21 protein-coding genes are annotated in these 23,559 nt (G+C 44.6%); 9 read left to right on the forward strand and 12 right to left on the reverse strand.

The annotated features are described in order from the left end of the window. Window positions 1-83: 83 nt before the first annotated feature. Window positions 84-584 carry a GNAT family N-acetyltransferase gene (locus VHA02S_RS04575; protein WP_017818499.1) on the reverse strand — a complete coding sequence of 167 codons (501 nt, stop codon included), beginning with the start codon at window positions 582-584 and terminating at the stop codon, window positions 84-86. 683 nt (window positions 585-1,267) lie between these two features. Between VHA02S_RS04575 and napG the strand changes: the two genes are divergently transcribed. Together napG and napH are read left to right on the forward strand one after the other, a co-directional pair. Then, window positions 1,268-2,038, forward strand: coding sequence for a ferredoxin-type protein NapG (napG, locus tag VHA02S_RS04580; RefSeq protein WP_005452896.1), 771 nt, complete (start codon window positions 1,268-1,270; stop codon window positions 2,036-2,038). Further along, the gene (gene napH, locus VHA02S_RS04585) at window positions 2,038-2,892 is read left to right on the forward strand and encodes a quinol dehydrogenase ferredoxin subunit NapH (protein WP_038899348.1); all 855 of its coding nucleotides are present in this window, start codon (window positions 2,038-2,040) and stop codon (window positions 2,890-2,892) included. Before napG ends, napH begins: the two co-directional genes overlap by 1 nt. 51 nt (window positions 2,893-2,943) lie before the next feature. On the opposite strand, the gene VHA02S_RS04590 is transcribed toward napH, so the two are convergent. Beyond that, window positions 2,944-3,687 (reverse strand): metalloregulator ArsR/SmtB family transcription factor, encoded by a 744-nt coding sequence (locus VHA02S_RS04590; protein ID WP_017189594.1) that lies wholly within the window; start codon window positions 3,685-3,687, stop codon window positions 2,944-2,946. Between the two features lie 347 nt (window positions 3,688-4,034). On the opposite strand from VHA02S_RS04590, the gene VHA02S_RS04595 reads away from it, so the two are divergent. Next, window positions 4,035-5,216: an MFS transporter gene (locus tag VHA02S_RS04595; protein ID WP_038899349.1), complete on the forward strand. Its 1,182-nt coding sequence runs from the start codon at window positions 4,035-4,037 to the stop codon at window positions 5,214-5,216. An 87-nt stretch (window positions 5,217-5,303) separates the two neighbouring features. Here VHA02S_RS04595 and VHA02S_RS04600 read toward each other — a convergent pair whose 3' ends face one another. The 5 genes from VHA02S_RS04600 to VHA02S_RS04620 all read right to left on the reverse strand — a co-directional run bounded on the left by VHA02S_RS04600 (window position 5,304) and on the right by VHA02S_RS04620 (window position 10,279). Continuing rightward, window positions 5,304-6,143, reverse strand: coding sequence for an energy-coupling factor transporter transmembrane component T family protein (locus VHA02S_RS04600; RefSeq protein ID WP_038899350.1), 840 nt, complete (start codon window positions 6,141-6,143; stop codon window positions 5,304-5,306). Next, window positions 6,140-7,897 (reverse strand): ABC transporter ATP-binding protein, encoded by a 1,758-nt coding sequence (locus tag VHA02S_RS04605; RefSeq protein WP_017189592.1) that lies wholly within the window; start codon window positions 7,895-7,897, stop codon window positions 6,140-6,142. The genes VHA02S_RS04600 and VHA02S_RS04605 overlap by 4 nt, the downstream gene beginning before the upstream one ends. Window positions 7,898-7,903: 6 nt before the next feature. Beyond that, complete coding sequence (locus tag VHA02S_RS04610) at window positions 7,904-8,452, reverse strand: ECF-type riboflavin transporter substrate-binding protein (RefSeq protein ID WP_005452889.1); 549 nt, start codon at window positions 8,450-8,452, stop codon at window positions 7,904-7,906. Window positions 8,453-8,762: 310 nt separating this feature from the next. Next, window positions 8,763-9,893 carry an HlyD family secretion protein gene (locus VHA02S_RS04615; protein WP_005452888.1) on the reverse strand — a complete coding sequence of 377 codons (1,131 nt, stop codon included), beginning with the start codon at window positions 9,891-9,893 and terminating at the stop codon, window positions 8,763-8,765. After that, window positions 9,893-10,279 carry a DUF3302 domain-containing protein gene (locus tag VHA02S_RS04620; protein ID WP_009697879.1) on the reverse strand — a complete coding sequence of 129 codons (387 nt, stop codon included), beginning with the start codon at window positions 10,277-10,279 and terminating at the stop codon, window positions 9,893-9,895. Before VHA02S_RS04620 ends, VHA02S_RS04615 begins: the two co-directional genes overlap by 1 nt. A gap of 146 nt (window positions 10,280-10,425) precedes the next feature. On the opposite strand from VHA02S_RS04620, the gene VHA02S_RS04625 reads away from it, so the two are divergent. After that, window positions 10,426-11,316: a DMT family transporter gene (locus VHA02S_RS04625; RefSeq protein WP_038899351.1), complete on the forward strand. Its 891-nt coding sequence runs from the start codon at window positions 10,426-10,428 to the stop codon at window positions 11,314-11,316. Between the two features lie 49 nt (window positions 11,317-11,365). Here VHA02S_RS04625 and VHA02S_RS04630 read toward each other — a convergent pair whose 3' ends face one another. The 4 genes from VHA02S_RS04630 to deoD form a co-directional block, all read right to left on the reverse strand. After that, entirely contained in the window at window positions 11,366-12,949 is a 1,584-nt protein-coding gene (locus VHA02S_RS04630; RefSeq protein ID WP_038899352.1) for a GGDEF domain-containing protein, read from the reverse strand. Further along, window positions 12,933-14,417: a tetratricopeptide repeat protein gene (locus tag VHA02S_RS04635; protein ID WP_017818509.1), complete on the reverse strand. Its 1,485-nt coding sequence runs from the start codon at window positions 14,415-14,417 to the stop codon at window positions 12,933-12,935. The genes VHA02S_RS04630 and VHA02S_RS04635 overlap by 17 nt, the downstream gene beginning before the upstream one ends. A gap of 169 nt (window positions 14,418-14,586) precedes the next feature. After that, window positions 14,587-16,056 (reverse strand): hypothetical protein, encoded by a 1,470-nt coding sequence (locus VHA02S_RS04640; RefSeq protein WP_005452883.1) that lies wholly within the window; start codon window positions 16,054-16,056, stop codon window positions 14,587-14,589. A 68-nt stretch (window positions 16,057-16,124) separates the two neighbouring features. Then, entirely contained in the window at window positions 16,125-16,835 is a 711-nt protein-coding gene (gene deoD, locus VHA02S_RS04645) for a purine-nucleoside phosphorylase (protein WP_005375140.1), read from the reverse strand. A gap of 397 nt (window positions 16,836-17,232) precedes the next feature. On the opposite strand from deoD, the gene VHA02S_RS04650 reads away from it, so the two are divergent. From VHA02S_RS04650 to VHA02S_RS04665, 4 genes are read left to right on the forward strand one after another with little or no spacing between them, the layout of a single operon-like run. Beyond that, window positions 17,233-18,183: a YbgA family protein gene (locus tag VHA02S_RS04650; protein WP_005452880.1), complete on the forward strand. Its 951-nt coding sequence runs from the start codon at window positions 17,233-17,235 to the stop codon at window positions 18,181-18,183. After that, entirely contained in the window at window positions 18,173-18,976 is an 804-nt protein-coding gene (locus VHA02S_RS04655; protein ID WP_009697875.1) for a MerR family transcriptional regulator, read from the forward strand. The genes VHA02S_RS04650 and VHA02S_RS04655 overlap by 11 nt, the downstream gene beginning before the upstream one ends. A 23-nt stretch (window positions 18,977-18,999) precedes the next feature. After that, entirely contained in the window at window positions 19,000-20,415 is a 1,416-nt protein-coding gene (phrB, locus tag VHA02S_RS04660) for a deoxyribodipyrimidine photo-lyase (RefSeq protein ID WP_038899353.1), read from the forward strand. 6 nt (window positions 20,416-20,421) lie between these two features. Continuing rightward, a complete protein-coding gene (locus VHA02S_RS04665) occupies window positions 20,422-21,348 on the forward strand; it encodes a L,D-transpeptidase family protein (protein ID WP_009697873.1) in 927 nt (308 codons plus the stop codon). 26 nt (window positions 21,349-21,374) lie between these two features. Here the strand turns inward: VHA02S_RS04665 and VHA02S_RS04670 are convergent, their stop codons facing one another. After that, window positions 21,375-21,623, reverse strand: coding sequence for an Lpp/OprI family alanine-zipper lipoprotein (locus VHA02S_RS04670; protein ID WP_005441096.1), 249 nt, complete (start codon window positions 21,621-21,623; stop codon window positions 21,375-21,377). Window positions 21,624-22,046: 423 nt separating this feature from the next. On the opposite strand from VHA02S_RS04670, the gene VHA02S_RS04675 reads away from it, so the two are divergent. Further along, the gene (locus tag VHA02S_RS04675; RefSeq protein WP_017818510.1) at window positions 22,047-23,390 is read left to right on the forward strand and encodes a DEAD/DEAH box helicase; all 1,344 of its coding nucleotides are present in this window, start codon (window positions 22,047-22,049) and stop codon (window positions 23,388-23,390) included. Window positions 23,391-23,559: the final 169 nt, after the last annotated feature.

Here is a 23,559-nt window from a genome sequence, read left to right on the forward strand (position 1 = left end):
TCCCAGGAAATTGCCGCGTTATACCCAAGCACCTTTAGGTTACTTGGGTATTGGTGCTTTGGGAGGTTTATCGTTAGTGTTGGTTAGTTTTTCGGTTTTTTGATGCGAGCCATACTGTAAGTATTTATAAACTCACCATCACGAAAAGATGCATCGACAAACTCGCCTTCTATCTCGAAGCCATGTTTTTTGTACAAGCCAATGGCTGCCTCATTGTCTGAGTTTACTTCAATATGTATGCGTCTTACATTCAACCAATTATCCGCCAACTCGGTGACCGTGCTGATCAATGCGCTGCCAACCCCTAAACCGTGGTACTTATCATGAACACCAATACCAAATGATGCGGTATGTGATGTTCTTGGACGCTGTGAGTGATGAAAGCCTATATTTCCGACTACTTTGCCATCGATCTCTGCGACATAGCTATACACACCTGCTGGTATCTTCGATAACCGTTCGACCCACATAGCGATAGATGGCTTAGGGAGTTGCAGGGTTTCACGTTGTGCTTTTGGTTGTGAATAAATTTCGACTAGCGCAGCAGCGTCTTCAACAGTGGTTGGACGAACGATAATTTCCATGCTTCTCTCCTTTGTAGTTTTTTGGAATTAACTTCAATCTAACGAGAGAATTCTGTTTTGAATAGCATTTTTTGAACTTTATAGGCTAAACCGCTTTTAATTTAGTGGGTTATCGAGTGCTTATTTCAACTTTTTATAGTGAATTATCATTGAAAACACCAATGAGAGTGATTTTGTGTTGAATTTTTATACTAAAGAACTTCACCTTTATGGGGAATAATGGTGAAGTTGCATACCCAAGTAACCTTGAGATGCTTGGTTCCGCGAGAATGACTTGGTTTGTAGATGCGGCGACGATTTAAAGGTCTAGTGGGTCTAAATCAAGAATCAACAACAAAGTATATAAGCCAAGGCCCTTACTATTTGCAAAGAGTGCCCTTAGGGAGGGGGTCATTGACTCGATCTCTGCTTCAAACAACTTGGAAAGAGCTCGCCGTTCCAAGTTGTTTTCCTTGACCTCGAATCAATGACAACGCTCTGAGTCCAGCATCTTGAAGTTGCTTGGGTATATTGATCGAAATAAAGCCATTTCACCAAAATGTGAACTGGGTATCTGCAACGAGTTGATTTTAATCAAGACAGGTTGGAGTTACCTCTTATGGGGTATGGGGAGACCGCCTTTTTAACGCTATTTATGCTTAACTTATTTAAGAGCAATTAGAGCGTAGTTGAGGAATATAATAATGAAATCCTCTCAATCAAAAGTCTCGCAAAGTCGGCGACGATTCCTGCGTGACACCGCACGCACTGCGGCTGGTGTTGGTGCTGCGGCTTGTGTTCTTGGCTTGCAGTCAATGCAAAGCCAAGCGCGAGAAACTAAAGGCGTACCGATTCGACCTCCTGGCGCGTTACCTGAAGGTGAATTTGAATCGGCTTGCATCCGTTGCGGGTTGTGCGTTCAAGCATGCCCTTACGACACGTTAAAGCTTGCTAGTTTACTGTCTCCTGTCGCAACTGGTTCTCCTTACTTCACTGCGCGTGATATTCCATGCGAAATGTGCGAAGACATCCCTTGCGTCGTCGCTTGCCCAAGCGGGGCGTTAGACCATGATTTAACGGACATTGACGATGCAAGAATGGGAACGGCTGTGCTTATTGACCATGAAACCTGCCTCAACTGGCAAGGTTTGCGCTGTGATGTTTGCTACCGCGTATGCCCGCTGATTGATGAAGCGATAACGCTAGAAAACATCCGAAATGATCGAACGGGTTATCACGCTAAATTGATTCCAACGGTTAATTCTGATGTGTGCACTGGTTGTGGTAAGTGTGAGCAAGCATGTGTGCTAGATGTTGCGGCGATTAAAGTTGTTCCAACAGATTTAGCCAAGGGCAAAGTTGGTAGTCACTACAATTTTGGCTGGCAAGAAATCGACAAGCCGCTCGAAAACGTATTGCCTGAAGAAACACCTGTGCCTAGTGGTGCTCTAGAGTCGCTTAAAGGAGGTCAGTGATGGCCAAGAATTTAGCGCAAGATGCTGGCAAAGAAGCTGTCGAGAAGCTTGGCTGGTGGCAAGCGCATCGTTTTCTTATTGTTCGCCGATTGTGCCAATTGACGATCATTGCTCTGTTTATGGCCGGTCCCACATGGGGCATTCTGCAAGGTAACTTATCTTCGAGTATGTTGCTTAACAAAGTGCCGTTAAGCGATCCTCTGATTGTTCTCCAATCGCTGGCGACAGGTCATATCCCAGAGTTTAATGCTCTGCTAGGGGTTGTGATTGTCTTAGTTTTTTACGCGATTCTTGCCCCGAGAGCGTTTTGTGCTTGGGTGTGCCCTTTGAACATTGTCACAGACTTTGCGGCGTGGTTGCGCAGAAAGCTTAACCTTAAAGCGAGCTACCGTTGGTCGCCGAACATCCGTTATTGGTTGATCCCTGCTCTAATGCTTGGCAGTGCGATATCAGGTTCTGTGCTTTGGACATGGTTGGACCCCGTCGCCGCCCTTCATCGAGGCTTAGTCTTTGGCATGGGTGCTGGATGGGTATTGATACTACTTGTGTTTGTGCTGGATTTACTCTTGGTTGAGCATGGTTGGTGTGGTCACTTGTGCCCTCTGGGAGCAATGTATGGCGTAATTGGTAGTAAGAGTTTGTTGCGAGTGACGGCTGTTCGTCGAGAAGGTTGTACCAAATGCATGGACTGTTTTTATGTATGTCCTGAACCAGATATTTTGCGCCAACCCCTCAAAGAAGGTGACCGACGAGTCATGGATCAAACTTGTATGAGTTGCGGTCGATGCTTAGATGTGTGCCCTGAAAAAGTGTTTGAATTCCAAAACCGACTCAAGGTGAAGAACATTGATTAGTGGTCCAGTTAAGCTGACGCTAGGAAAGATGGACCACTAAAAGAAGTGAAATCACTCTGGATTCTGGAGTGATTTCAGACGTGTTTTTTCAATATTGATGATACCAGGATTACCGACACGCACCGTTTGCAACAGATGCTTAATCCACATTGGTAGCGATGGTGAGAGACGATAATGAATCCAAAGCCCATGGCGTGTGTCTTTTAAAAACGTGGTATCACGCAGTAATGCCAAGTGGCGAGATACCTTTGGTTGGCTCTCATTTAGTGCGTTTTTAAGATCAGTCACCGTCAGATCTTGCTCATCTTCCAGCAACATCAAAATTTTCAGACGCAAGGGATCGCTCATCAGTTTGAAGAAACTGCTTGGGTCCACATGACTGGTGTTTTCTTCGCTATTTAACAACAAAAACAAGCTAATACGTTCGACCAACTCTTTTGCCGTATTCTGGAATGGTTGAATACCATCAAGCGGTTTTGGGTCGGTAAGATTCCAGTGCAGCTGGTCGATATCTTGTTCGAAGATGACACATTCGTCTTTTGCGTTATCGCACAGTGTGATAACGAAGTCGTAGTGATTGTCTTCGACTTCTGCGTAATCTTTTGAGCGTAAACCTTTGCCACTCATTCCATGGCTTTGTAATACCTCAAATACTCTTTCATCGACCTCACTAGGATGAAGACCTGCGCTGTCCGCATGAAACAACTCCCCCGCCATGTGATTGAAAATTGCCTCGGCAAGTTGCGAGCGCGCGGAGTTACCTGTGCAAAGGAACAAAACTTGTTTTTTCATCATATCAAATTAGGAATTGCAGAGACTTACGTCAAAATGAACGTTGATTGGCACAGTATAACCCTGCCGGTGTGTAACAAGAAGCACGTATCTTTCCTTTATCTCATCACCTATCTCTTCATCACGATGTTGCGGTTCAATGTTGGTGTCTAGAAATACGGAATAATTTTGTAAAATATACTTTAAAAATAGTCACATAAAATCGTTTGATAAACGAGGAGATGAATCTGCTTCTTAAGCTAACACGATGAAATAAAAAAGAAAGCCAAGCAAACAAGGAAATAATAATGATATTGCGAATTTGTTACATTTGGCGGTATGATGGCGGCTTCATATTCTAAGGACACATCATGAGCACGTCACCGAAAAGCTGGAGAACACCACAAAACTTTCTTCTGCTGATTTCCATTATCGTTCCTATCGCCTTCTCGACTTGGATGGCGCTGTTAAATAACTTTGTCATTGAAAAAGCTAACTTTGATGGCGCAGATATCGGGTTACTACAGAGCGTGCGAGAGATCCCTGGCTTTCTAGCCTTTACCGTCGTATTTGTATTGCTGTTTATTCGTGAGCAGCGCTTTATGTTGGTGTCGTTGGCAATGCTGACGTTAGGGACGGCAATAACAGGTTACTTCCCATCTTTATTTGGACTTCTTTTTACAACTCTGTTGATGTCGACGGGCTTCCACTATTTTGAAACATTAAAGCAATCTTTGTCGCTGCAGTGGCTTTCTAAAGAAGAGGCGCCAGAGATGCTGGGTAAATTCATCTCGGTTGGTGCGTTGGCTTCACTCTTTACTTACGGTGCGATTTGGGTGCTGTTAGAGCAACTTAAGTTCGATTTCAAAACCGTTTACTTACTTGCTGGGGGGATTGGTTTTGTCTTGATTATCGTGATGGCGTTTGCTTTCCCTGAGTTTAAAACCGAAGTACCACAAAATAAGAAGCTGGTTTTACGTAAGCGTTACTGGTTGTATTACGCTCTGACTTTTATGAGCGGGGCGCGTCGCCAAATTTTCACCGTATTTGCTGGCTTTTTGATGGTAGAGAAGTTCGGTTATTCGGCTGCGGACATTACGTTACTTTTCCTTATTAACTACGTCTTTAACTTTTTGTTTGCTAAACGTATTGGACGTTTTATCGGCGCTGTTGGTGAGCGTAAGGCTTTGATGTTCGAATACGTTGGTTTGATTTTTGTTTTTGTTGGCTATGGTTTGGTTCAAACAGCGGAATGGGCAGCTGCGCTTTACGTTATTGATCATCTGTTCTTCGCGTTAGCATTGGCGATCAAAACGTATTTTCAAAAGATTGCCGATCCTGCCGATATGGCTTCAACTGCCGGCGTGGCGTTTACGATTAACCACATTGCAGCTGTCGTCATCCCAGTTACTTTCGGGGTGATTTGGTTGGTATCGCCATCAAGCGTATTTTATATAGGCGCAGGCATGGCGGTGGTGAGCCTGTTGCTTTCGTTGAACATCCCAGCCAAGCCGCAAGAGGGTAATGAAACACGCGTGTTGAGATGGAACTGAGTTAGTGCTCACTTCTCAATAAATGAGATGTTAGATACAAAAATGGGATGCTGCGGCATCCCATTTTTTATTGTTAGTGTTGCGGTATTACAGCGGATACCAGAACAGTTGAGCGTCTAATACTCGTTTAGCGATTGCTGCCGCAACAATAACAGCGATGCCCGCCATATACAGCATGTCTGCTTTAGTTAGCGGTTTTAAGCTATACCAAGTGCGAGATGAGTGACGACCAAAACCACGTAATGTCATTGCATTGGAGATTTGGTCTGCGCGATCTAGGCTAGAGAAAATCAACGGCCCCAGAATCTTGGCGACATTCTTCATTCGAGTAAACAACGGTGCTTTCTTACTAAGTTCTACGCCACGAGCTTGTTGTGCATGCATGATATTTACAAAGTCTTTCTTCACCTCAGGTAAGTATCGTAAGGTCAAACTGACGGCATAAGCGATTTTGTAAGGCACTCCCAAACGGTTCAAACTTGCCGCAAACTCAGTAGGATGTGTCGTAAACACAAACACCAAAGCGATAGGGAACATACTGAAGTATTTCAGCGTTACCGTTACAAGGTAAAACAAGGTTTCCTGAGTCAGGGAGTAGTTACCTGGCAATGAGAATAAAACGGTCGTTGACCCCATGTACTCAGTGCCTTGTTGTGGGGCTAATGCAAACATAAACAATGCGTTGATAAGCAATACACTACCTGTACCAATTAACAATGGCTTGTATACGTGGAATGGCACCTTAGTCATTTTGAGCAGGGCAAGACCGACAATGATCAATAATGCGATGATGCGTAAATCGAATGTCGTCAGCACTACTGTCACCCAAGCGATAAACATCAAGAACTTAGTGATGCCGTTCAGCTTGTGCAGTGGCGACTGTGTATCAATATAGTTGATACCAAACTTCATTTTGTTGTCTTTCATGCCACTACTTTCTCAACGTTTTCTCGTGCTTGAACGGTAATCTCAGCTTCGGTTTTGTTTGCTCGCCTCGCTTTCTCTACATCGATAAAGTGCTGCATAAAGCCGTTCGTATTCTCAATATTCAACTTAGTTGCGAGTTCATACAAACTGGTGGTCGTTAAGTTTGCTTGATCTAACAGTGCAGGGTCACTGAAAACTGCCGTCATCGGCGCGTCAGCAATGAGTTTGCTGTCGGCAATCACGATGGAACGAGTGGTGTACTCCAAGACTAAATGCATGTCATGAGAGATTATCATCACGGTGATGCCGAGTTCTCTGTTGAGTTTCTCGATAAAGCTCAGCATCGATGTGTAGTTGCGGTAATCTTGACCAGCTGTAGGCTCATCAAGAATCAATAGCTCAGGTTCTAGCACCAAAATAGAAGCAATGGTTACGCGTTTTTTCTGACCGTAGCTAAGAGCTTCAATTGGCCAATGACGGTATTTACTGAGACCGCATAACTCTAAGACTTCGAGTACTTTCGCTTCGACTTGTTTTTCTTCAACACCACGGTTGCGAAGACCAAATGCCACTTCATCAAAAATCATGTGATGTGAAATCATATGATTTGGGTTTTGCATGACTACGCCAACCTTTTGGCTGCGTTCGAAGATGGAGAGTTCACTAAGGTCTTGACCATTTAGCGACATCGAGCCTTGATCAGCTTCGATAACGCCCATCACCAACTTTGTTATCGTAGATTTACCAGAACCATTTTTTCCCAAAACAGAAACGAACTCGCCACGTTTAACATCAAAGCTGACGTTTTCGAGGGCATTTTTCTCGCCGTCATAAGAATAGGTTAAGTTACGCACTTCTAGCAGTGAGTCGAGTGGGGCGGCTATTGAAGTCTCTTGTGAAGTGTTAAACCAAGAGTCGACAGCTGCTTGGTACTGAGCCAGTGGCAACGTATCTAGGCTTGATGGTTTCGCGTCACCTTCAATCGCGCAGCCCGCTTCTTTCAATGCAGAAAGATACAGAGGTTCACGAATGCCATATTCTTCCAGCAATGGGGACGCCAAAATTGCATCAGGTGTTGTATCGGCGATGATCTCACCACTTTCCATCAAAATAACGCGATCGACAGAACGGTGCAGCACATCCTCAAGACGATGCTCGATAATGATGATGGTTTTCCCTGTTTCACGGTGCAAGTCATCGATGATTTCAATGGTCTTTTTACCGGTTTTCGGGTCGAGTGCCGCTAGAGGCTCGTCAAACAGTAGGATATCGACATCGTCCACCAAAATACCAGCCAAAGAAACACGCTGCTTCTGACCACCAGATAGATCATGAGGGGAGCGGTTTAGCATTTGTTCTAGGTCGACCATTTTCGCCGTTGCTTTGACTAACGGGTACATGTCGATGTTAGAAGTGAGCTGGTTTTCTAGTGCAAACGCGATGTCTTCGCCGATGCTTAACCCAACAAATTGGCTATCTGTATCTTGTAAAACGGTGCCAACTTGCTCGGTGTATTGGTGCATGTCAAAAGGGGTTGTGTCTTGACCATTGATGGTCAGTTTGCCACTGTTCTCCCCTTTGATTGCGTGTGGGATTAGTCCGTTAAGACATTGGCCAAGGGTAGATTTACCACTACCACTTGGACCGATAATGACGATTTTCTCTCCTTTCTCTATCCTTAGATTGATATTTTTTAGCGTCGGTTTGTCCAGCGACTCATATCTAAAAGAGAAGTTAGAAAATTCGATTGTCATTCGACATTAAGCCTCTGTTAAGTTGCGGCTTTGCTTGTTACGTTTTGCGACAGACTTAAGAATGAAGAAGCCCACAATAGCAATAAGAATGGTGTTACCAGCTGCAATGATAGATAGCTGAGTAAATACCTTAGTGAACGGTTCTGCGTACAAGATGGTGTCTAGGAAGGCTGAGCAACCGTAACCAAATACGTTACCCAATAGAGCAAGTACCACGAACAACACAAAGTCTTTCATATTGAAATCACCTTTCTCCAAGCGGTTGCGCGTCAGAGAAGGGAAAAGACCGATAATTAAACCGACAATACCTGAACCAAGTACCCAAGTAAGCCATACCCCCCAACCTGCGAACAGGTCAGTGACCCAGTGGCCAATAAATCCAACCAAGAAGCCCACAAGAGGACCGAATAGTACTGAGAACAATGCTAATACCGCCATTGCTGGTTTTAGCGTCGTGTTTGCAAATACTGGAATACCGAACATTGGCAGACCACCGATGCCGTACAATGCAGCACCGATTGCAATAACCACAACGGTTTTAGCGGAAAGATTCATAGATAACCTCAGTTCAATTGTCGATTTTAAAGAACGTTCACTTGCTTTTTTGTATAGCGCTGATTGTGTAACAAAGTTAAGAAACAACCAAGCTGCTTATTGTTTGCTCTGTTTTTCTTCAAGAAATGTGTGATTGGATTCACGCACTCTATTGACTGGCTTAGTTTTTCAGCAAGCATCAAAAATAAGGCGCGCATTATACAGAATATTGATAAAAGTGGGAATGCTATCTGTCTGGATGGCTAGAATGAAATCAGGGGCTAACTGTCAGCCCCTGATTACACTTGTTAATGCGATTTTTATCGATAAATTAATGGTCTAAGTATAGGTAGTTTTGCCAGCTCTTCATTCGAATGAGAACCTTACGCATGATGGAGACATGAGTGAAGCTGTCAGAATAAACGGCAACCTCTACCGCCGTACCCATAGGCAGGTGATATTCAGCAAGGTCATCGGTAATTTTCAGCGTCACGAATACACGACCGCTGGTACGCAATGCCTCTGTACCAAGCAGGGAGCCACGAGCTTGGAATTGGCTTTCGCCGATGGCTGGCAATACATCAACAACCTCACCTTTAAAGACTTTGCCTGGTAGCGCGCGGAACATAAATTCCGCTTCAAATCCCGGTTCTAAACGCTGTAGTGAGTTTTGGCGAAACGCAGCGGTATAGAGTTTATCTTCGGTATGAACAAAGGTCATCACTGGAGCAAGAGGCAATGGTACTGCCATAACACCAGGACGCAGTGCGAGCTGGGTAACATAGCCATCAGTAGGAGCTGTAACGACGGTCTGTTCTAGGTTGAACTCTGCTTGGCGAAGTTCTGCAAGCAATGAAGCGACTTGGGTGTTTTCACCACCCACTTCAGAATCCAGCGCGATTTGCGCTTGTTGTTGCTTAGATTGTGCGACTTCCAATGCGGCTTGTGCGGCTTTGTATGCTTGGCGTCGAGTATCCAATTGCTGCTCAGTGAATGCTCCGCGATCAAAACCGCGTTGATAACGGTCAAATTCTCGCTGTGCTTTGTCACGCTCGGCAAGCGCTTTGATAACCGCTGCTTCCGCTTCTTGCACGCCAGACTCAAGCCCAAGTGCACCTTGGCTTGCCTCTTTCACTTTTGCACGTAACTTATCGACTTCTGCTTGGAATGGAATCGGGTCGATACGGAAAAGAACGTCGCCTTTTTGTAGAGGTTGGTTTGGTTGTACAGGTACTTCAATGACGCGCCCACGAACGCCTGACACCACCGGTGTGGTAGAGAATACTTGATTACCAATTTGTGTGAACGGGTGGTTATAGTTCATCAACAAGATTAGTGTGCCGACCAATACAACGCCGCCAAGCACTGCGGTTGGCACTGTCCATTTGTTAAGTGGAATGTTAAAGATTTTGAAAATGGCGATACATAATGCGGCGTAAGTCAGAACCAGTAGTAAATCCATTATTGCTCCTCCTTACCTTGTTCTTTTTGTGCAGGAACACTTTGTGCAGGTTTTTGACCTTTGAGTGTTGAGACTTCTTTTTTCAATTCATTGACTTCGTCAATTAGCTCTTCGAGGCGATGATGGATATCATGCGTTTCTTGCTCAAGTTGTTTGAAACCCCATCCGCGTTCTTTGCGCCATAAGGTTGCCCAGATCCACAGAAATGGCCAAAGAGCATGAAGTGTGAAAAGACTGACCCAGCCTGCATAGTGAATGGCGTCTTGATGAGGGTGTTCACGTTCCTTCGCTATTTCATAAGGAATATCGTGAATGACAATGATCCCGTAGAAGATAACCAGAGCAACGAAAATGAGTAACCCAAGTGCAAAATAGTCTAGAAACATCTTACTTCCCTGTGCTTGTTGCTAAATAGAAAAACTTACGTAAATTAACTGTTTAAGTATTTGATAGAACAATAGGTGGATCAAGTAATTTATAATTTGATACACAGTTATTGAGAGATACGGCATGGAATACTAAGGAGTGAGTAGTGCATTATTCTGGTGAACTTGCCGCGATAAGTGCAGCCATCGTTTGGGCGGTTGCGACTTGGATTTACAGCCAATTCAGCCACCGATTTTCAGCAATGCAGTTGAACATAGTAAAAGGTGTGATCGCCTCAATGATGATGGTGGTTGTTATTCCTTTTCTACCTCAAGGTATACCTGCGTACATTGAGCCGTTACATCTCGCGGTGTTGGCAATTTCTGGTGTGATTGGTATTGCTGTTGGTGACAGTGCCTATTTTGCTGCATTAAAGCGCATTGGTCCGAACAAAACATTACTCTTAGAATCCCTTGCACCGCCTTTATCCGGCGTGCTTGCCATGGTTTTTCTTGGGTCTGAACTCACACTACAAAGTTGGCTGGGCGTGGTAGTGGCCACGGTTGCGGTTACGTTTGTGGTATTTCAACCATCAACCTCGGGAGCGGCAACAAACTGGAGCGGTATCGGATTTGGGTTACTCGCGAGTGTGTGCCAAGCCTCAGGTGTGGTGATCTCTCACTATGCGTTGGTTGCGGGCGATCTTCCACCGCTACTCGGTGCTCTCATTCGTCTTAGTGTTGGCGTGTTGGCAGTGTGTTTGGTGGTGAAAATTGTCGAACCGGCGCCGTTTAGCAGCATTAAACAGCACCTAAAAGCAATGGGCAACAAAGCGCTAGTTTGGCTGTTGTTGGCAATTTTCGTGGGGACATTTCTGGCATTATGGCTACAACAAATCGCGTTGAAATACGCTAACCCCGCCATTGCTCAGACGTTAATTGCAACCAGCCCACTGTTTATTTTGGTGATTTATGCTCTGCGAGGAGAAAAGGTCGGCGTGAAGAGTATGCTTGGTACATTAGTCGCACTTGGCGGTATTTCTTTGTTTTTTCTTTAAGCTTGTCATTCGGCTTATCAAAACGCCCCAGTTGTTGCTGGGGCGTTTTTTATAGTTCAGTGCAGACTTGGTTTCGACCATTGGCTTTGGCGCGGTATAGGGCTTTGTCGGCGCGATAGAAGGTACGTTGCGTATTCTCTCCCTCCCGATGCAAAGTAATGCCTATCGACACGGTCAGACCTCGTTCACCAAGAATCTCATGCCACCCAAATTGGTAAATACGTTCTCGGTAGTTTTCTGCGTGCATTTCTGCTTTGTTCACTTCGGTGTTCTCTAAAATGACCAAGAACTCTTCTCCACCGAAGCGCACACACGATGAACCGCGGAACTTGAAGTAACCTGAGAGTTCTTTCGACACATTGACGATCGCCTTGTCACCAACAAGGTGGCTGAGTTCGTCATTAATCGATTTGAAGTGGTCAATGTCGATCACCATAAGTGCAAATGGCGTGTCGTGCAGCAGCAGATCTTTTAGTTTCACTTCCAACCAACGTCGGTTATGTAAAGAAGTCAGCGGATCGGTGAATACATCTTGTTGAAGCTGAGCTACGGTATTTTTGTGTTGCTTGGTGGTCTCTTTGAGTTCTTTGTTTTCAATCTCAGACAGAATGAGTTTTAGTTGCAGCTCAAAGCGAGTGAGGCGGCGCAACTGTGCTGGTCCCAACTCACTAATCGGAATATGTTTGACTAAGTCAGACTCAACTCGAAAAGCTTTCTTCTCGTAGTTTAACGCTTCTTTGAACAAGCCTTGCGACGCGCATACTTGGCTCATTGCATTGTAGAATCTGTTCGCAATAAGTGGTGAGGAGTGCTCATTAATGCGTTTGCCCGTTGATGCCAGCAGCAAGTTCGCTAAAGATTGATGACCGACCTCATTTAAGCAGTAAGCCGTTTCAATTTTTACCATGGTTGAGAGCCAGTAAGTATGTTGCTTGCCTGTCGCATACTGGATTTGCGAAATCGCAAGTAAGGCTTGTTCATATTCCTTTTGGAGACGAGATAACTTTGCGCGATATAAATGAATTTGCCCAGTTAAGTTCTTATCACTTACTAGGATACTCAGTTCTTCGCATTCACTTAGTAGCTCGGTTGCTGCGCCGATGCGTTGCAGGCTGATGTAGCACGCTAGCATGTAGAGTTTGTAACGCAGTCTTAGTGAACGGCTACCGATTGCATGGTCAATCGCGTCGATTTTCTGGTAATAACGTAGGGCACGATTATGATCCCCATACGCATCACAAAGATTGCCCATACCAATGATGGCGAGAACATATTCATCGATATAGCCGTACTCAACGGCGATGTTGGTTGAGGCGATGTATTCGGTCAGTGCTGCGTTATAGTCCCCTTTTTCTACCAAGCGATCACTTAAACTCGCTTTTACCGATAGGATATCTTCTACATCCTCTGGGAGTTTTAGTAGATCAAGCGCGAGACGTAGCTCTTCAATACTCTCGGTTAACTGTTTAATCTTGCTACGATATTCAGCACTAATGATGTAGCAATGCGCTTTTTCTTTGTTGGTCGAGGCGATATGAAGGCGAATGTGCTCCCACAGAATCAATGCCTCTTCACCGGCGACAGAAGAGGGATCCATTCCCGCATCAGTGACCTTACTAAGCAGTTGTTCCATTCTTCAATACCTCAATATGGCTTTCTTCCAATTGCTCTAAGGTGAACGGGAAGGTTAGGATGTCCTGTAGATAAAGTGTCGGTTTTGGACCATCAAGACCACGACGCTTCCAAGGATAGATGTCTAACATCGAACACACGGTTTGATACAAATCTTCTGCCGCTTGGTCTTTTTCTGCGATAAGCATGGCTAAGCGATCGCTGCTTAGGCGGGAAATTAAATCACTGGAAGTGGTCAATGAGTGAACCAGCTCGGTACAAATATCGAGAAATGCGGGCTCAGCGTGGCGGATCATGATGATCGCATGATTAGAGCGTTTTAATTCGGTCTTAAATAGAACCAGTTGTTCCCACCAGTAAGTTTCTGATACTACATTTGAGAACTGCTTTTCTGGGTCATATTCATGTTGAGCACGGATACGATTGATGAGCTTGCGTGCTCGCTGTTCTAACTGGCGTTTTGAGCCTCGTGCTTTGTCCATGCTGACTCGATGCGTTTGCTCTTTCAGCATTTTGAGTGCGTGTTTGCGGTATTTCTGAAACGCTTGGAAAGCACCTTGATAGTCACCTTGCTCTTCCGCTACGCGCGATTGTTGGAAACAAATTTGACTGAGCAATTCGCCGTTATCAAACGCGAGGGCGGATTGTTCTGCTGATTGCAGTAGCTCAGATGCACTTTCGGTATTTTTACGCAGTAATTCGAGTCTTGCTCGGCTGATGAAAGAATGCGCTTTCATCCACGTAAGATCTTGTTCAATTGCGAGCTGGTGGGCTTTTTGAGTAGCTTCTTCCGCTGCGTCTAAACGTTCTAAACCCAGTAGAGCGAGACCTTTGAAATCCCAGATTTCTGCGTGCCAAGTGCTGTCTTCGTGATCTCGAAGTACTTCGGTTGCACCGTCGAGCACTGTTAGCATTTCGACAAAGTTATTCAGCAAGTAGTAATCCCAAGCAAGCAGGATTCTGGCTTTCCCTTCTAGCCAAGCTATGCGAACGTTGTTTGCCACTTTTACCGCGAGCTCATGGGTTGAGGCGGCAAGTTTGTGTTCATTGGTGATTCGCCAAACATTACCAAGACCAATCAAAGCTTCGATTTGAATCTCGATATCGTCGACTAGCGCAGACTGCTCTAGAGCATTAATCCAGTATTGCTGAGCAGAGTAGTACTTAGCTTGTCCCCAGTATTGTAGGGCAAATAAGTGAAGTATTTCAGGTAAGTGGTCGTCAGTGTCGAGTTGAATTTGAAGGTTATAGGCGTCTTTAACCAGCTTTAAGCCGTGTCGATAATCCATGCTACACCAGCAGGCATGGGACATAACAATAAGCGCACGAATCTCACCGTCAACAAACAAAATTTGTTCTGCGCGTATCCGGCATTGTTCTGCAATTCGAAATGCGCGCTCAGGATCAGTTTTTATCTGACCTTCAAGCGCAGTTAGCTCAGTTTCGAGCTGAATTTGGCTTTTATCCAACGTTCACATCCATGACTATAGAACTGGAATTTACACCTAAAAACAAGTGGTTAGATGCGTTTATCATTTCGGTGTGGAAAATCGCCACACCAATAAGGGATCGGATACTGTAATGTATACCGTGTTCAGCGCTTACTTACCACTTCTAAATGAGTAAACTGTTAAATAGTCATGACAACAATTGTTTGATCGTTAGTGGTGCGTCGGTGACTTTCAGTCTCTGAGCGGCAGTGAGTCCTTGCTTATCCTGATAGCACAAATTATGCCAAGCTCTGAATATATCTAAAAGAGGCAATATACCAGCAGGTCTTAATTTGCGACGTGGCTCGTTGATGAAGCTCTCAAACAGCAGTTGGAAACGGTTTTGATAGAATTGGATGTGGCGAGTTGTTGCTACATTGAACCAAGCTTCAGGTTCATTTTTATCACCAGCTAGATAACAAATACCTTTGTTACATTCGTATTGACTAGAAATCGCCCAGCGATCTCGCCACCAACTCATATAAGCGATATCTACCTTACCAAACGGGGCATTCATATCCCAAATTGCGTCTTCTTCTACGTACATAAGATCGACGTTTTTCTCTTGAATACGAGACAAACAGACGCTCAACGCCGCTGAGCGGAGCAGGGGATCTTGTGGCATGTAGATCGATACGCGCTTCTCTGGGCAACACATATCTAATACATGAAGATAGTGTGCGTACGAGGTATAAGGTGGACGAATTAAGGCACCTTTAGACGGATAGTGGAAAACAGAGAGATTTCCCATTGGATCTTCGACGTTACCACGGGCCAAAATCGTTTGGTATTTCTGATCGATGCGCTCACGCAGCTTTTTTGATGGCTCTGGTGGTGGTTCACTTGCTTCAGCGGTGTATTCTTGTGATACAAAGCGAGAAACTTCATCGTATGGATTGTGATCCAAGGACGCCACTGGCTCATCATCAGATGAATAGTTCACATGCTGACAAAGAATGTAGCCCGAATGTGCCTCACCAGAAGCAATCCAATACACGCCATTATTACTATGGGGTTGCAATGCAACGTAGCTAGAAGCGAGCTCATAATGCTGCGCGTGGTTTACCCAGCGTGCATCAATGGTTGCAAGCTTACGGCGGCAACGACTAGCAATGTGATCAACATGATCGTAAAAGGTTTTTGGATTGATGCTCAGTTTACGGCAGATTTCTCGGACGGAATATCCCGTGAACAGCAAGCCCATCAAGTTCTCTTGAAATTGAAGCTTTTTGTTGGCACCAGACCATTTATCGACAAAAGTACTTTGACACACTTTACAGCGGTAACGTTGGCGATCGCCACTGTAACCAAAAGCGTGATAGAGGTGTTTATGAGTATGGACAGAAAGTCCGAAGTTGTCGCAGTCATCATTGCGACAAGCAGGTAGTCCATCACTGTGGACGTGTCTCAAACGATGAAGTTCGTTGACCACATCGCGGTTGTTAAGTAAGGGGGGGAAAGCTCCACATTCACGGCACACCATCGCCGGACGTTTAGGGTTAGCATGCTGCAAGACGTAACGCTTTGCATCACTCAATCCAAAGTTGTCACACGCCAATGTTTTACAAAAGTTGAGTTGTAACCCATCTGCGTCCTTTGGCAGTTCGCCGTTAGACACAATCGCCCCCTCGGGATAATTCAGGCAGCCGGTCAGGCTCCGGCTGCAAATTACTACTTAAGTATTTCTTAGATGTTGATTGCTGTTTCTAGAGCAACTTTCATCATGTCGTTGAACGACTTTTGACGCTCTTCAGAGCTTAGTTTTTCACCACGGATGATGTGATCAGAAACTGTCAGGATAGTTAGAGCTTTCGCGCCTAGGTCTGCAGCTACGCCGTAGATACCTGCCGCTTCCATATCTACACCTAGGATGCCTAGTTTTTCCATCTTCTCAAAGATGTCAGCTTCTGGTGTGTAGAATAGGTCTGCAGAGAATACGTTACCTACTTTAACTGGTACTTCTTGAGCACGCGCTTGGTTAACCGCTTCTTCTAGAAGACCGTAATCAGCGATTGCTGCGAAATCGTGGTTGTTGAAACGGATACGGTTAACTTTAGAGTCTGTAGAAGCACCCATACCGATAACAACGTCCATTAGTTTCACGTCGTCACGTACTGCACCACAGCTACCTACGCGGATAACGTTTTTCACGCCGTATTCAGCGATTAGCTCGTGTACGTAGATACAGCAAGATGGGATACCCATACCGTGACCCATAACAGACACTTTCTTACCTTTGTATGTGCCAGTAAAGCCGAACATGTTGCGAACGTCACAAACTTGTTTCACATCTTCTAGAAAAGTTTCTGCGATGTATTTTGCACGCAACGGGTCGCCTGGCATTAGTACTGTTTCAGCGAAATCACCTGGTTGTGCGTTGATGTGTGGGGTTGCCATAAGTGCTCTCCAAAGTTTTGTTCAGGTAAAACGCATCAATTATAGAATGCTATTACCAATTCTGTTGAACTTGTTCGTTTTCGTTGAGGCAATAATATCGGGACGGGGTAAGGGGGCATGAGAGTTGAGTCACAAAATGGTCGGTTTTATTGTTTAAATAATCTGTTGATAACTAAATCTGTTGAAAGCAAAAAGGCAATCGATTTGCTTTTGAGCAGTTTGTCGATTGCGCGCACAAAATCTCGTCTTTCAGCACAAAATTTTTTCTTAAAAGTTTCTGATCGATATTCGAAGAGAGTGAGTAAAACGATTAAATTGTACAATTTATTTTCTTGTACAATGTAATCTGACTTGCTATAAGTTATACAACAAAACATTTTGTATAGGACGCTTCGTTATGGAATCTTCAATCAAAGTTGGTATCAGTTCTTGTGTACTAGGCGAACGAGTTCGTTTCGATTCGGGACATAAAATCAGTAACTTCGTAACGAAAGAGCTCGACGGCTACTTTAGCTTTGTTCCCGTATGTCCAGAAGTCGGTGTTGGTATGTCTGTTCCCCGCCCTACCATTCGTTTGGTAAGCAATGAGGAGCGAATCGCGCTGGTAGAAACGAAAAATCCAGAAAACGACCACACTGACAACATGCTTGCGTACTCAGAAAATAAAGTGAACGAATTAGAGGGTGAAGAGCTGTGTGGTTACATCGTCTGTGCGAAGTCACCAACGTGTGGTATGGAGCGAGTGAAGGTATACAGCAAAAATAGTGCGGCGAAAGAAGGTATTGGTTTGTATACCAGAACATTAATGGAAAAAATGCCGTGGTTGCCTGTAGAAGAAGACGGTCGTCTAAACGATCCAGTTTTAAAAGAAAATTTCATTACGCGTGTTTACTGTTTGAATGACTTTTATGAGTCGATGGGCGGCGAGCCCACACGCGGCAAAATTATTGATTTTCACTCTCGCTATAAGCTGACTTTAATGGCGCACCATCCAGAGTCTTATCGTTCGCTGGGACGCTTGGTTGCAGATGTATCAAGTTACGAAATGGAACAGTTTTACAACGAATATCGTCTAGGTCTGATGAAAGCGTTACAGAATCGCGCCAGTCGAAAAAACAACACGAACGTCCTGATGCATTTGCAAGGCTATTTTAAACGCTCTTTAACCGCTAATGAAAAAGCGGAGCTGGCGACGGTAATCAGTGATTATCGTACGGGCTTGTTACCATTACTTGCCCCGTTAACGTTAATTAAGCACTATCTCAATACGTACCCCGACGCGTACTTACAGAAACAAAAATACTTAGAACCGTATCCACAGGAGATGAGACTTCGTTATGGATTGTAGCCAAGAAGAAAAACTATACGCAATTCGAGATGTATCAGAGTTAACGGGAGTAAAACCCGTTACTCTGCGCGCTTGGCAAAGACGCTATAACTTGATCCAACCACAAAGAACAGAGAAGGGTCACCGCCTGTATCGACAGCAGGATTTAGATACTATTCGTGAAATTCAAGGTTGGCTTGCAAAAGGCGTTGCGATTGGCAAAGTCAAAGGCTTGCTAGGTCAGGAATCAGATGTGGATTTAGTGACCGATATCCAACGACTAGAAGAAGTGGAGTCAATGCTCAAAGCGTTATCTGAACTCAATCGTGGCAAAACAGAAACGCTGTTATCGAATGTGCTAAAAGAGTACCCACTCAACATTGTCATTGAACAGCTGGTCAATCCTGTGTTTGAAGCGTTAGATTTGGTGAAAGTCTCGCTACGTTCTTTACAGCTTGGTTTGTTCCAAACTTGCTTGATTACTCGATTAGCCTTGGTTGTCGATTCGGAAAATAAGGCATCTTCCAAGGGAAAATGTTTGCTTTTGAGTTTTGAACAAGTTCGTGACTCAGAGAGCTGGATTCAGGCGGCAAAGCTGTGTGAACAGGGGTATCACATTACTCTGATTGATAAAGTCGAAGACATCTCGGGTTTAGTTGAGCATGATGTGATGTCACGTTACCAATACGTGCATTTCTTCTCGAATAAAGCGCTGCCTATCAAGCAAGTTGAAGCTTTGGCGACGTTATTAGAGCAAGCTCCGAAGCAAGTGCAGCTATCTGAAGTCATCGAAAAACTGCATTTCCCGCAATAAATCCATCCTCGTAAGGAGGCGACATGATTCTTGTATGGTTTCGACGTGACCTAAGAACGTTAGACCACACAGCACTTAAGGCTGCATTGGATACTGGGCTTCCGGTTGTTGCTTGTTTTGTTTCGACCCCTGAGCAGTGGCGAGAGCACCATATGGCACCGATGCAAGCTGATTTGATTGCTCGACGTTTATCTCACCTTAATGAAGAGCTCGCCAAACTCAACATCCCATTTTTATACAAAGAGGTGCCCGAGTTTGCCGATGTAACAGAGGTCATAAATGATTGGGCTACTTCTTTAAGCGCTCAACGTGTCATGGCGAACATCCATTACGAGGTTAATGAACAAGCACTAGATAGAGAGGTTTCTCACGCACTTTCAATTCGAGGCATTGCCTTTGATACTTTTCACGATAAGTGCGTTCATGCTCCGACTACCGTTTTAAATAAACAGGGGGAGTACTTTAAAGTATTCACCCCGTTTAAACGTGCTTGGTTGGCAAAGTTTCAAATGCCAGTTGTATCGAAACCTGAGCCGCAAGCCGAGCTGTCACCGTTTACCATCCAGCCGATTCAGCCAGATCGCTACCATGATGGTGTCGCATTCTCTTATCCTAGAGAATCTAGCAAGCGATGGTTCGCAGCAATCAGTGATATTGTTCAGCATTTGCGAGAATTTGCTCGAGACCGTAGTGATGCCTACCAAGCTGAAAGGGATATCCCTTCTGTTGATGGTACGAGTCAATTGTCTCCGTATTTGGCTATCGGCGCTCTGTCACCAAGGCAGTGCATCGCTAGGTTGTATACTGAAAGCCCTATGGTTGACCTATCAGATGGTAAAGCGACGTGGCTGAGCGAAATCATTTGGCGAGAATTTTATCAACACTTATTGGTATTCGAGCCAAAGTTGGTCAAGGGCAGAGGCTTCATTGCTTGGGAAGACAAGATTCAGTGGTCGTACGATGAGCAAGCCTTCGAGCGCTGGAAAGCAGGAAATACTGGGTACCCTATCGTGGATGCGGCAATGCGCCAACTTAATACAACAGGTTGGATGCACAATCGACTACGTATGATAGTGGCAAGCTTCTTAACCAAAGATCTTCATATCGATTGGCGGTGGGGTGAAGCTTATTTTATGAGTAAGCTGGTGGATGGAGACTTTGCCGCCAACAATGGTGGGTGGCAATGGTCGGCATCAACAGGGTGCGACGGGCAGCCTTACTTCCGCATATTCAATCCGATCAGCCAAGGCGAGAAATTTGACTCTGACGGAACCTTTGTTCGCCATTGGGTGCCGGAAATAAAACAAGTACCAAACAAATTCATTCATAACCCTTGGCTATGGAGTGGCTTTAATTTACTGGATTATCACAAGCCGATGGTTGATCACAAGGTGGAAAGAGAGATAACCTTACGGCTCTTCAAAAATGCCAAGGAATAGAGAGAGATGCCTAGCAAGAAGCGTCCAATGAGTATCGCTAAAAGAACCCTGTTGTCTGTATCGTTGTCTTTAGTGAGTAGTTTGTCATTCGCTAAAATGTACCAACTACCAGAGGACGGAGCTCGCGTTATAGGTCGCATGGAAAACCATGTGGTTGAACAAGGCGAAACCATGGCGAATATTGCGAAGCGATATGATGTTGGCATGCTTGCGCTAATGGCTGCAAACAAAGGGGTTGACCCGTTTCTCCCTCAAGATGGTCACGTTTTAACGATTCCTACTCAGCTTATTCTTCCTGATGTCCCTCATAAAGGTATTGTCATTAACCTTGCCGAATTGCGACTTTACTATTTCCCAGAAAACGAAAACGTGGTTCATGTTTTTCCTGTAGGTATAGGTCGAATTGGTCGAGACACTCCAGAAATGACTACAAGCATCAGTCAAAAGCGTCCTAATCCGACTTGGACGCCACCTGCCTCTATTCGTGCAGAGTACAAAGCAAAGGGGATTGACCTACCTGCTGTCGTTCCTGCTGGACCAGATAACCCACTAGGTATGTTTGCACTTCGTTTGGCATATGGGCATGGTGAATACTTGATCCACGGCACCAATAAAGATTTTGGTATTGGTATGCGTGTGAGTGCGGGTTGTATTCGTATGGACCCAAGAGACATCGAATGGTTATTTGATAAAGTACGTCGTGGCGAAAAAGTAAAAATCATCAATCAACCGGTTAAAGTCGCATTAGAACCAGATCGTAGTGTGTTTGTTGAAGCCCACGAGCCGTTAACTCGCAGCAATGGCGAGAAGGATCACTTAGTCATTCCAAAAGAATTGGACTGGTGGCTTGATGAGTTTGGTATGACGAATGCTAAAGCGAAAGCAGCGATTGCTGCGCAGAATGGTGTTCCAGTTGAAATAACCGCGCCTTAACGGGCGTTAAAGCGCGGAATCAAATCTTACTTAGTGTAAGACTGAGCGATGTTGTCGATACGCTCGTTAGCACGTGCAGCTTCTTCTTGAGCTGCCATAGCCGCGTCGTTAGACTTTTGAACGTCAGATTGTAGAGACTGTACGTCTTGGCTTAGTTGGCTAACTTGGTTGCTTAGTTCGTCTAGTTTAGTAGCTGTTGCTGCTTCGTCAGAAGAAGCACAACCTGCTAGTAGAAGTACTGAAGTTGCTGCAGCTGCGATCAACGTTTTGTTCATATTAGAACTCCTTGCATATAGTGAAATTCCTACGCTATAAATTCTGTGTCATATAGTCATAGGGACAAATGTGAATACATTCTATCAGAACATGATGTAGCAAAAGTCAAAAAAATCCAAGGATTTCATAGAGTACCTGATACGGACGCTAACTTTCTTCTTACAAATGTAAGTGATTACTCACTTGCTAACGCCAGTATCAGGTAGTACAGCAGCTCTTTTGCTACTACCTGATATCAATAATTTAGACGATATTGACACAAATGAAAGTTTCTAAGCGGAAACTTTATTTTTTCTATTGGAATTAGTTTGTGTGATCTCTATCTATACTCCTATGATTTGCGGTATTATATCGAGCTTTTATTTTTTGCTGCGTTAGAGCGGAAACGACACTGAAAAAGCGCTCAAGACGCTGACTATTTATTGGAGAATACTTTGCAATTTAAAGATCTAGGCCTAGACAACCGATTGTTGAAGAACCTAAAACACTACGATTTCAAAAAAGCGACTGACATTCAGCAGCAGGCGATTCCTGTTGCGATTGCAGGCAAGGATCTATTGGCATCTTCGAAAACGGGTTCGGGTAAGACTTTGGCGTTTGTATTGCCAATGCTACATAAGTCACTAAAGAATAAGTCGTTTTCTGCAAAAGACCCACGAGCTGTGATTCTTGCGCCAACGCGTGAGCTAGCAAAACAAGTATATGGTGAGCTTCGCTCAATGCTTGGTGGTTTGTCCTACGACGCTGCATTGATTCTTGGTGGTGAAAACTTTAACGATCAGGTTAAAGCACTGCGTCGCTACCCTAAGTTTATCGTTGCCACTCCAGGTCGTTTGGCTGATCATCTGGAGCACCGTTCTTTGTTCCTTGATGGTCTGGAAACATTGGTTCTAGATGAAGCTGACCGTATGTTGGATCTGGGCTTTGCTCCGGAGTTGCGTCGCATTCATAAAGCGGCAAAACACCGTCGTCGTCAAACTTTGATGTTCTCTGCAACACTTGATCACGCAGAAGTGAATGACATCGCGGCAGAAATGCTGAATGCGCCAAAACGTATTGCAATTGGTGTTTCGAACGAAGAACACAAAGACATTACTCAGAAATTCTACCTATGTGATCACTTAGATCACAAAGAAGCGATTCTTGAACGAGTTCTAGAAGAAGCTGAATACCGTCAGGTGATCATCTTTACTGCGACTCGCGATGATACTGAGCGTCTAACAGCGAAGTTGAACGAGAAGAAACTGAAAGCTATCGCACTAAGCGGTAACTTGAACCAGACTCAACGTAATACCATCATGAGCCAGTTTGAGCGTGCGGTATTTAAGATTCTGGTGACAACGGACGTTGCTTCTCGTGGTCTTGATATCGCGACTGTGACACACGTAATTAACTTCGATATGCCTAAGCATACAGAAGAATACGTTCACCGTGTTGGTCGTACTGGTCGTGCGGGTAACAAAGGTGATGCAGTTTCATTGGTCGGCCCTAAAGATTGGGATAGCTTCAAGCGTGTAGAAACATACTTACAGCAAGATTTGAGCTTCTCTGTGTTTGAAGATCTAAAAGGTAAATTCAAAGGTCTGAAGCCACGTAAGCCAGATTTCCGCAATAAGAAAGTGGCTCCTAAGAAAGCACGTCCTCAAGCTAAGAAAACGCCGAAGAAACCAGCTCAGCGCGACAAAGGTTTCTATCAAAACGTGGCAGTGGGTGATAACGTGTTTATCCCTAAAAAGAAGCCAGCAGCACCAAGTTCTGAAGATTAATCTTTAGCGAAAGTGACAAAACTGATAGACGAAAACCGAGCTTAAGAGCTCGGTTTTTTTATGCCTTATTCTTTCAAACAAACGATACAGATATACCCAAGTGACTTCAAGATGCAGAGTTCAGAGCGTTGTTATTGATTTGACTTCAAGGAAAACGACGCAGCGTAAT

Source organism: Vibrio harveyi NBRC 15634 = ATCC 14126 = KCTC 12724 (assembly GCF_001591145.1).
Taxonomy (GTDB): domain Bacteria; phylum Pseudomonadota; class Gammaproteobacteria; order Enterobacterales; family Vibrionaceae; genus Vibrio; species Vibrio harveyi.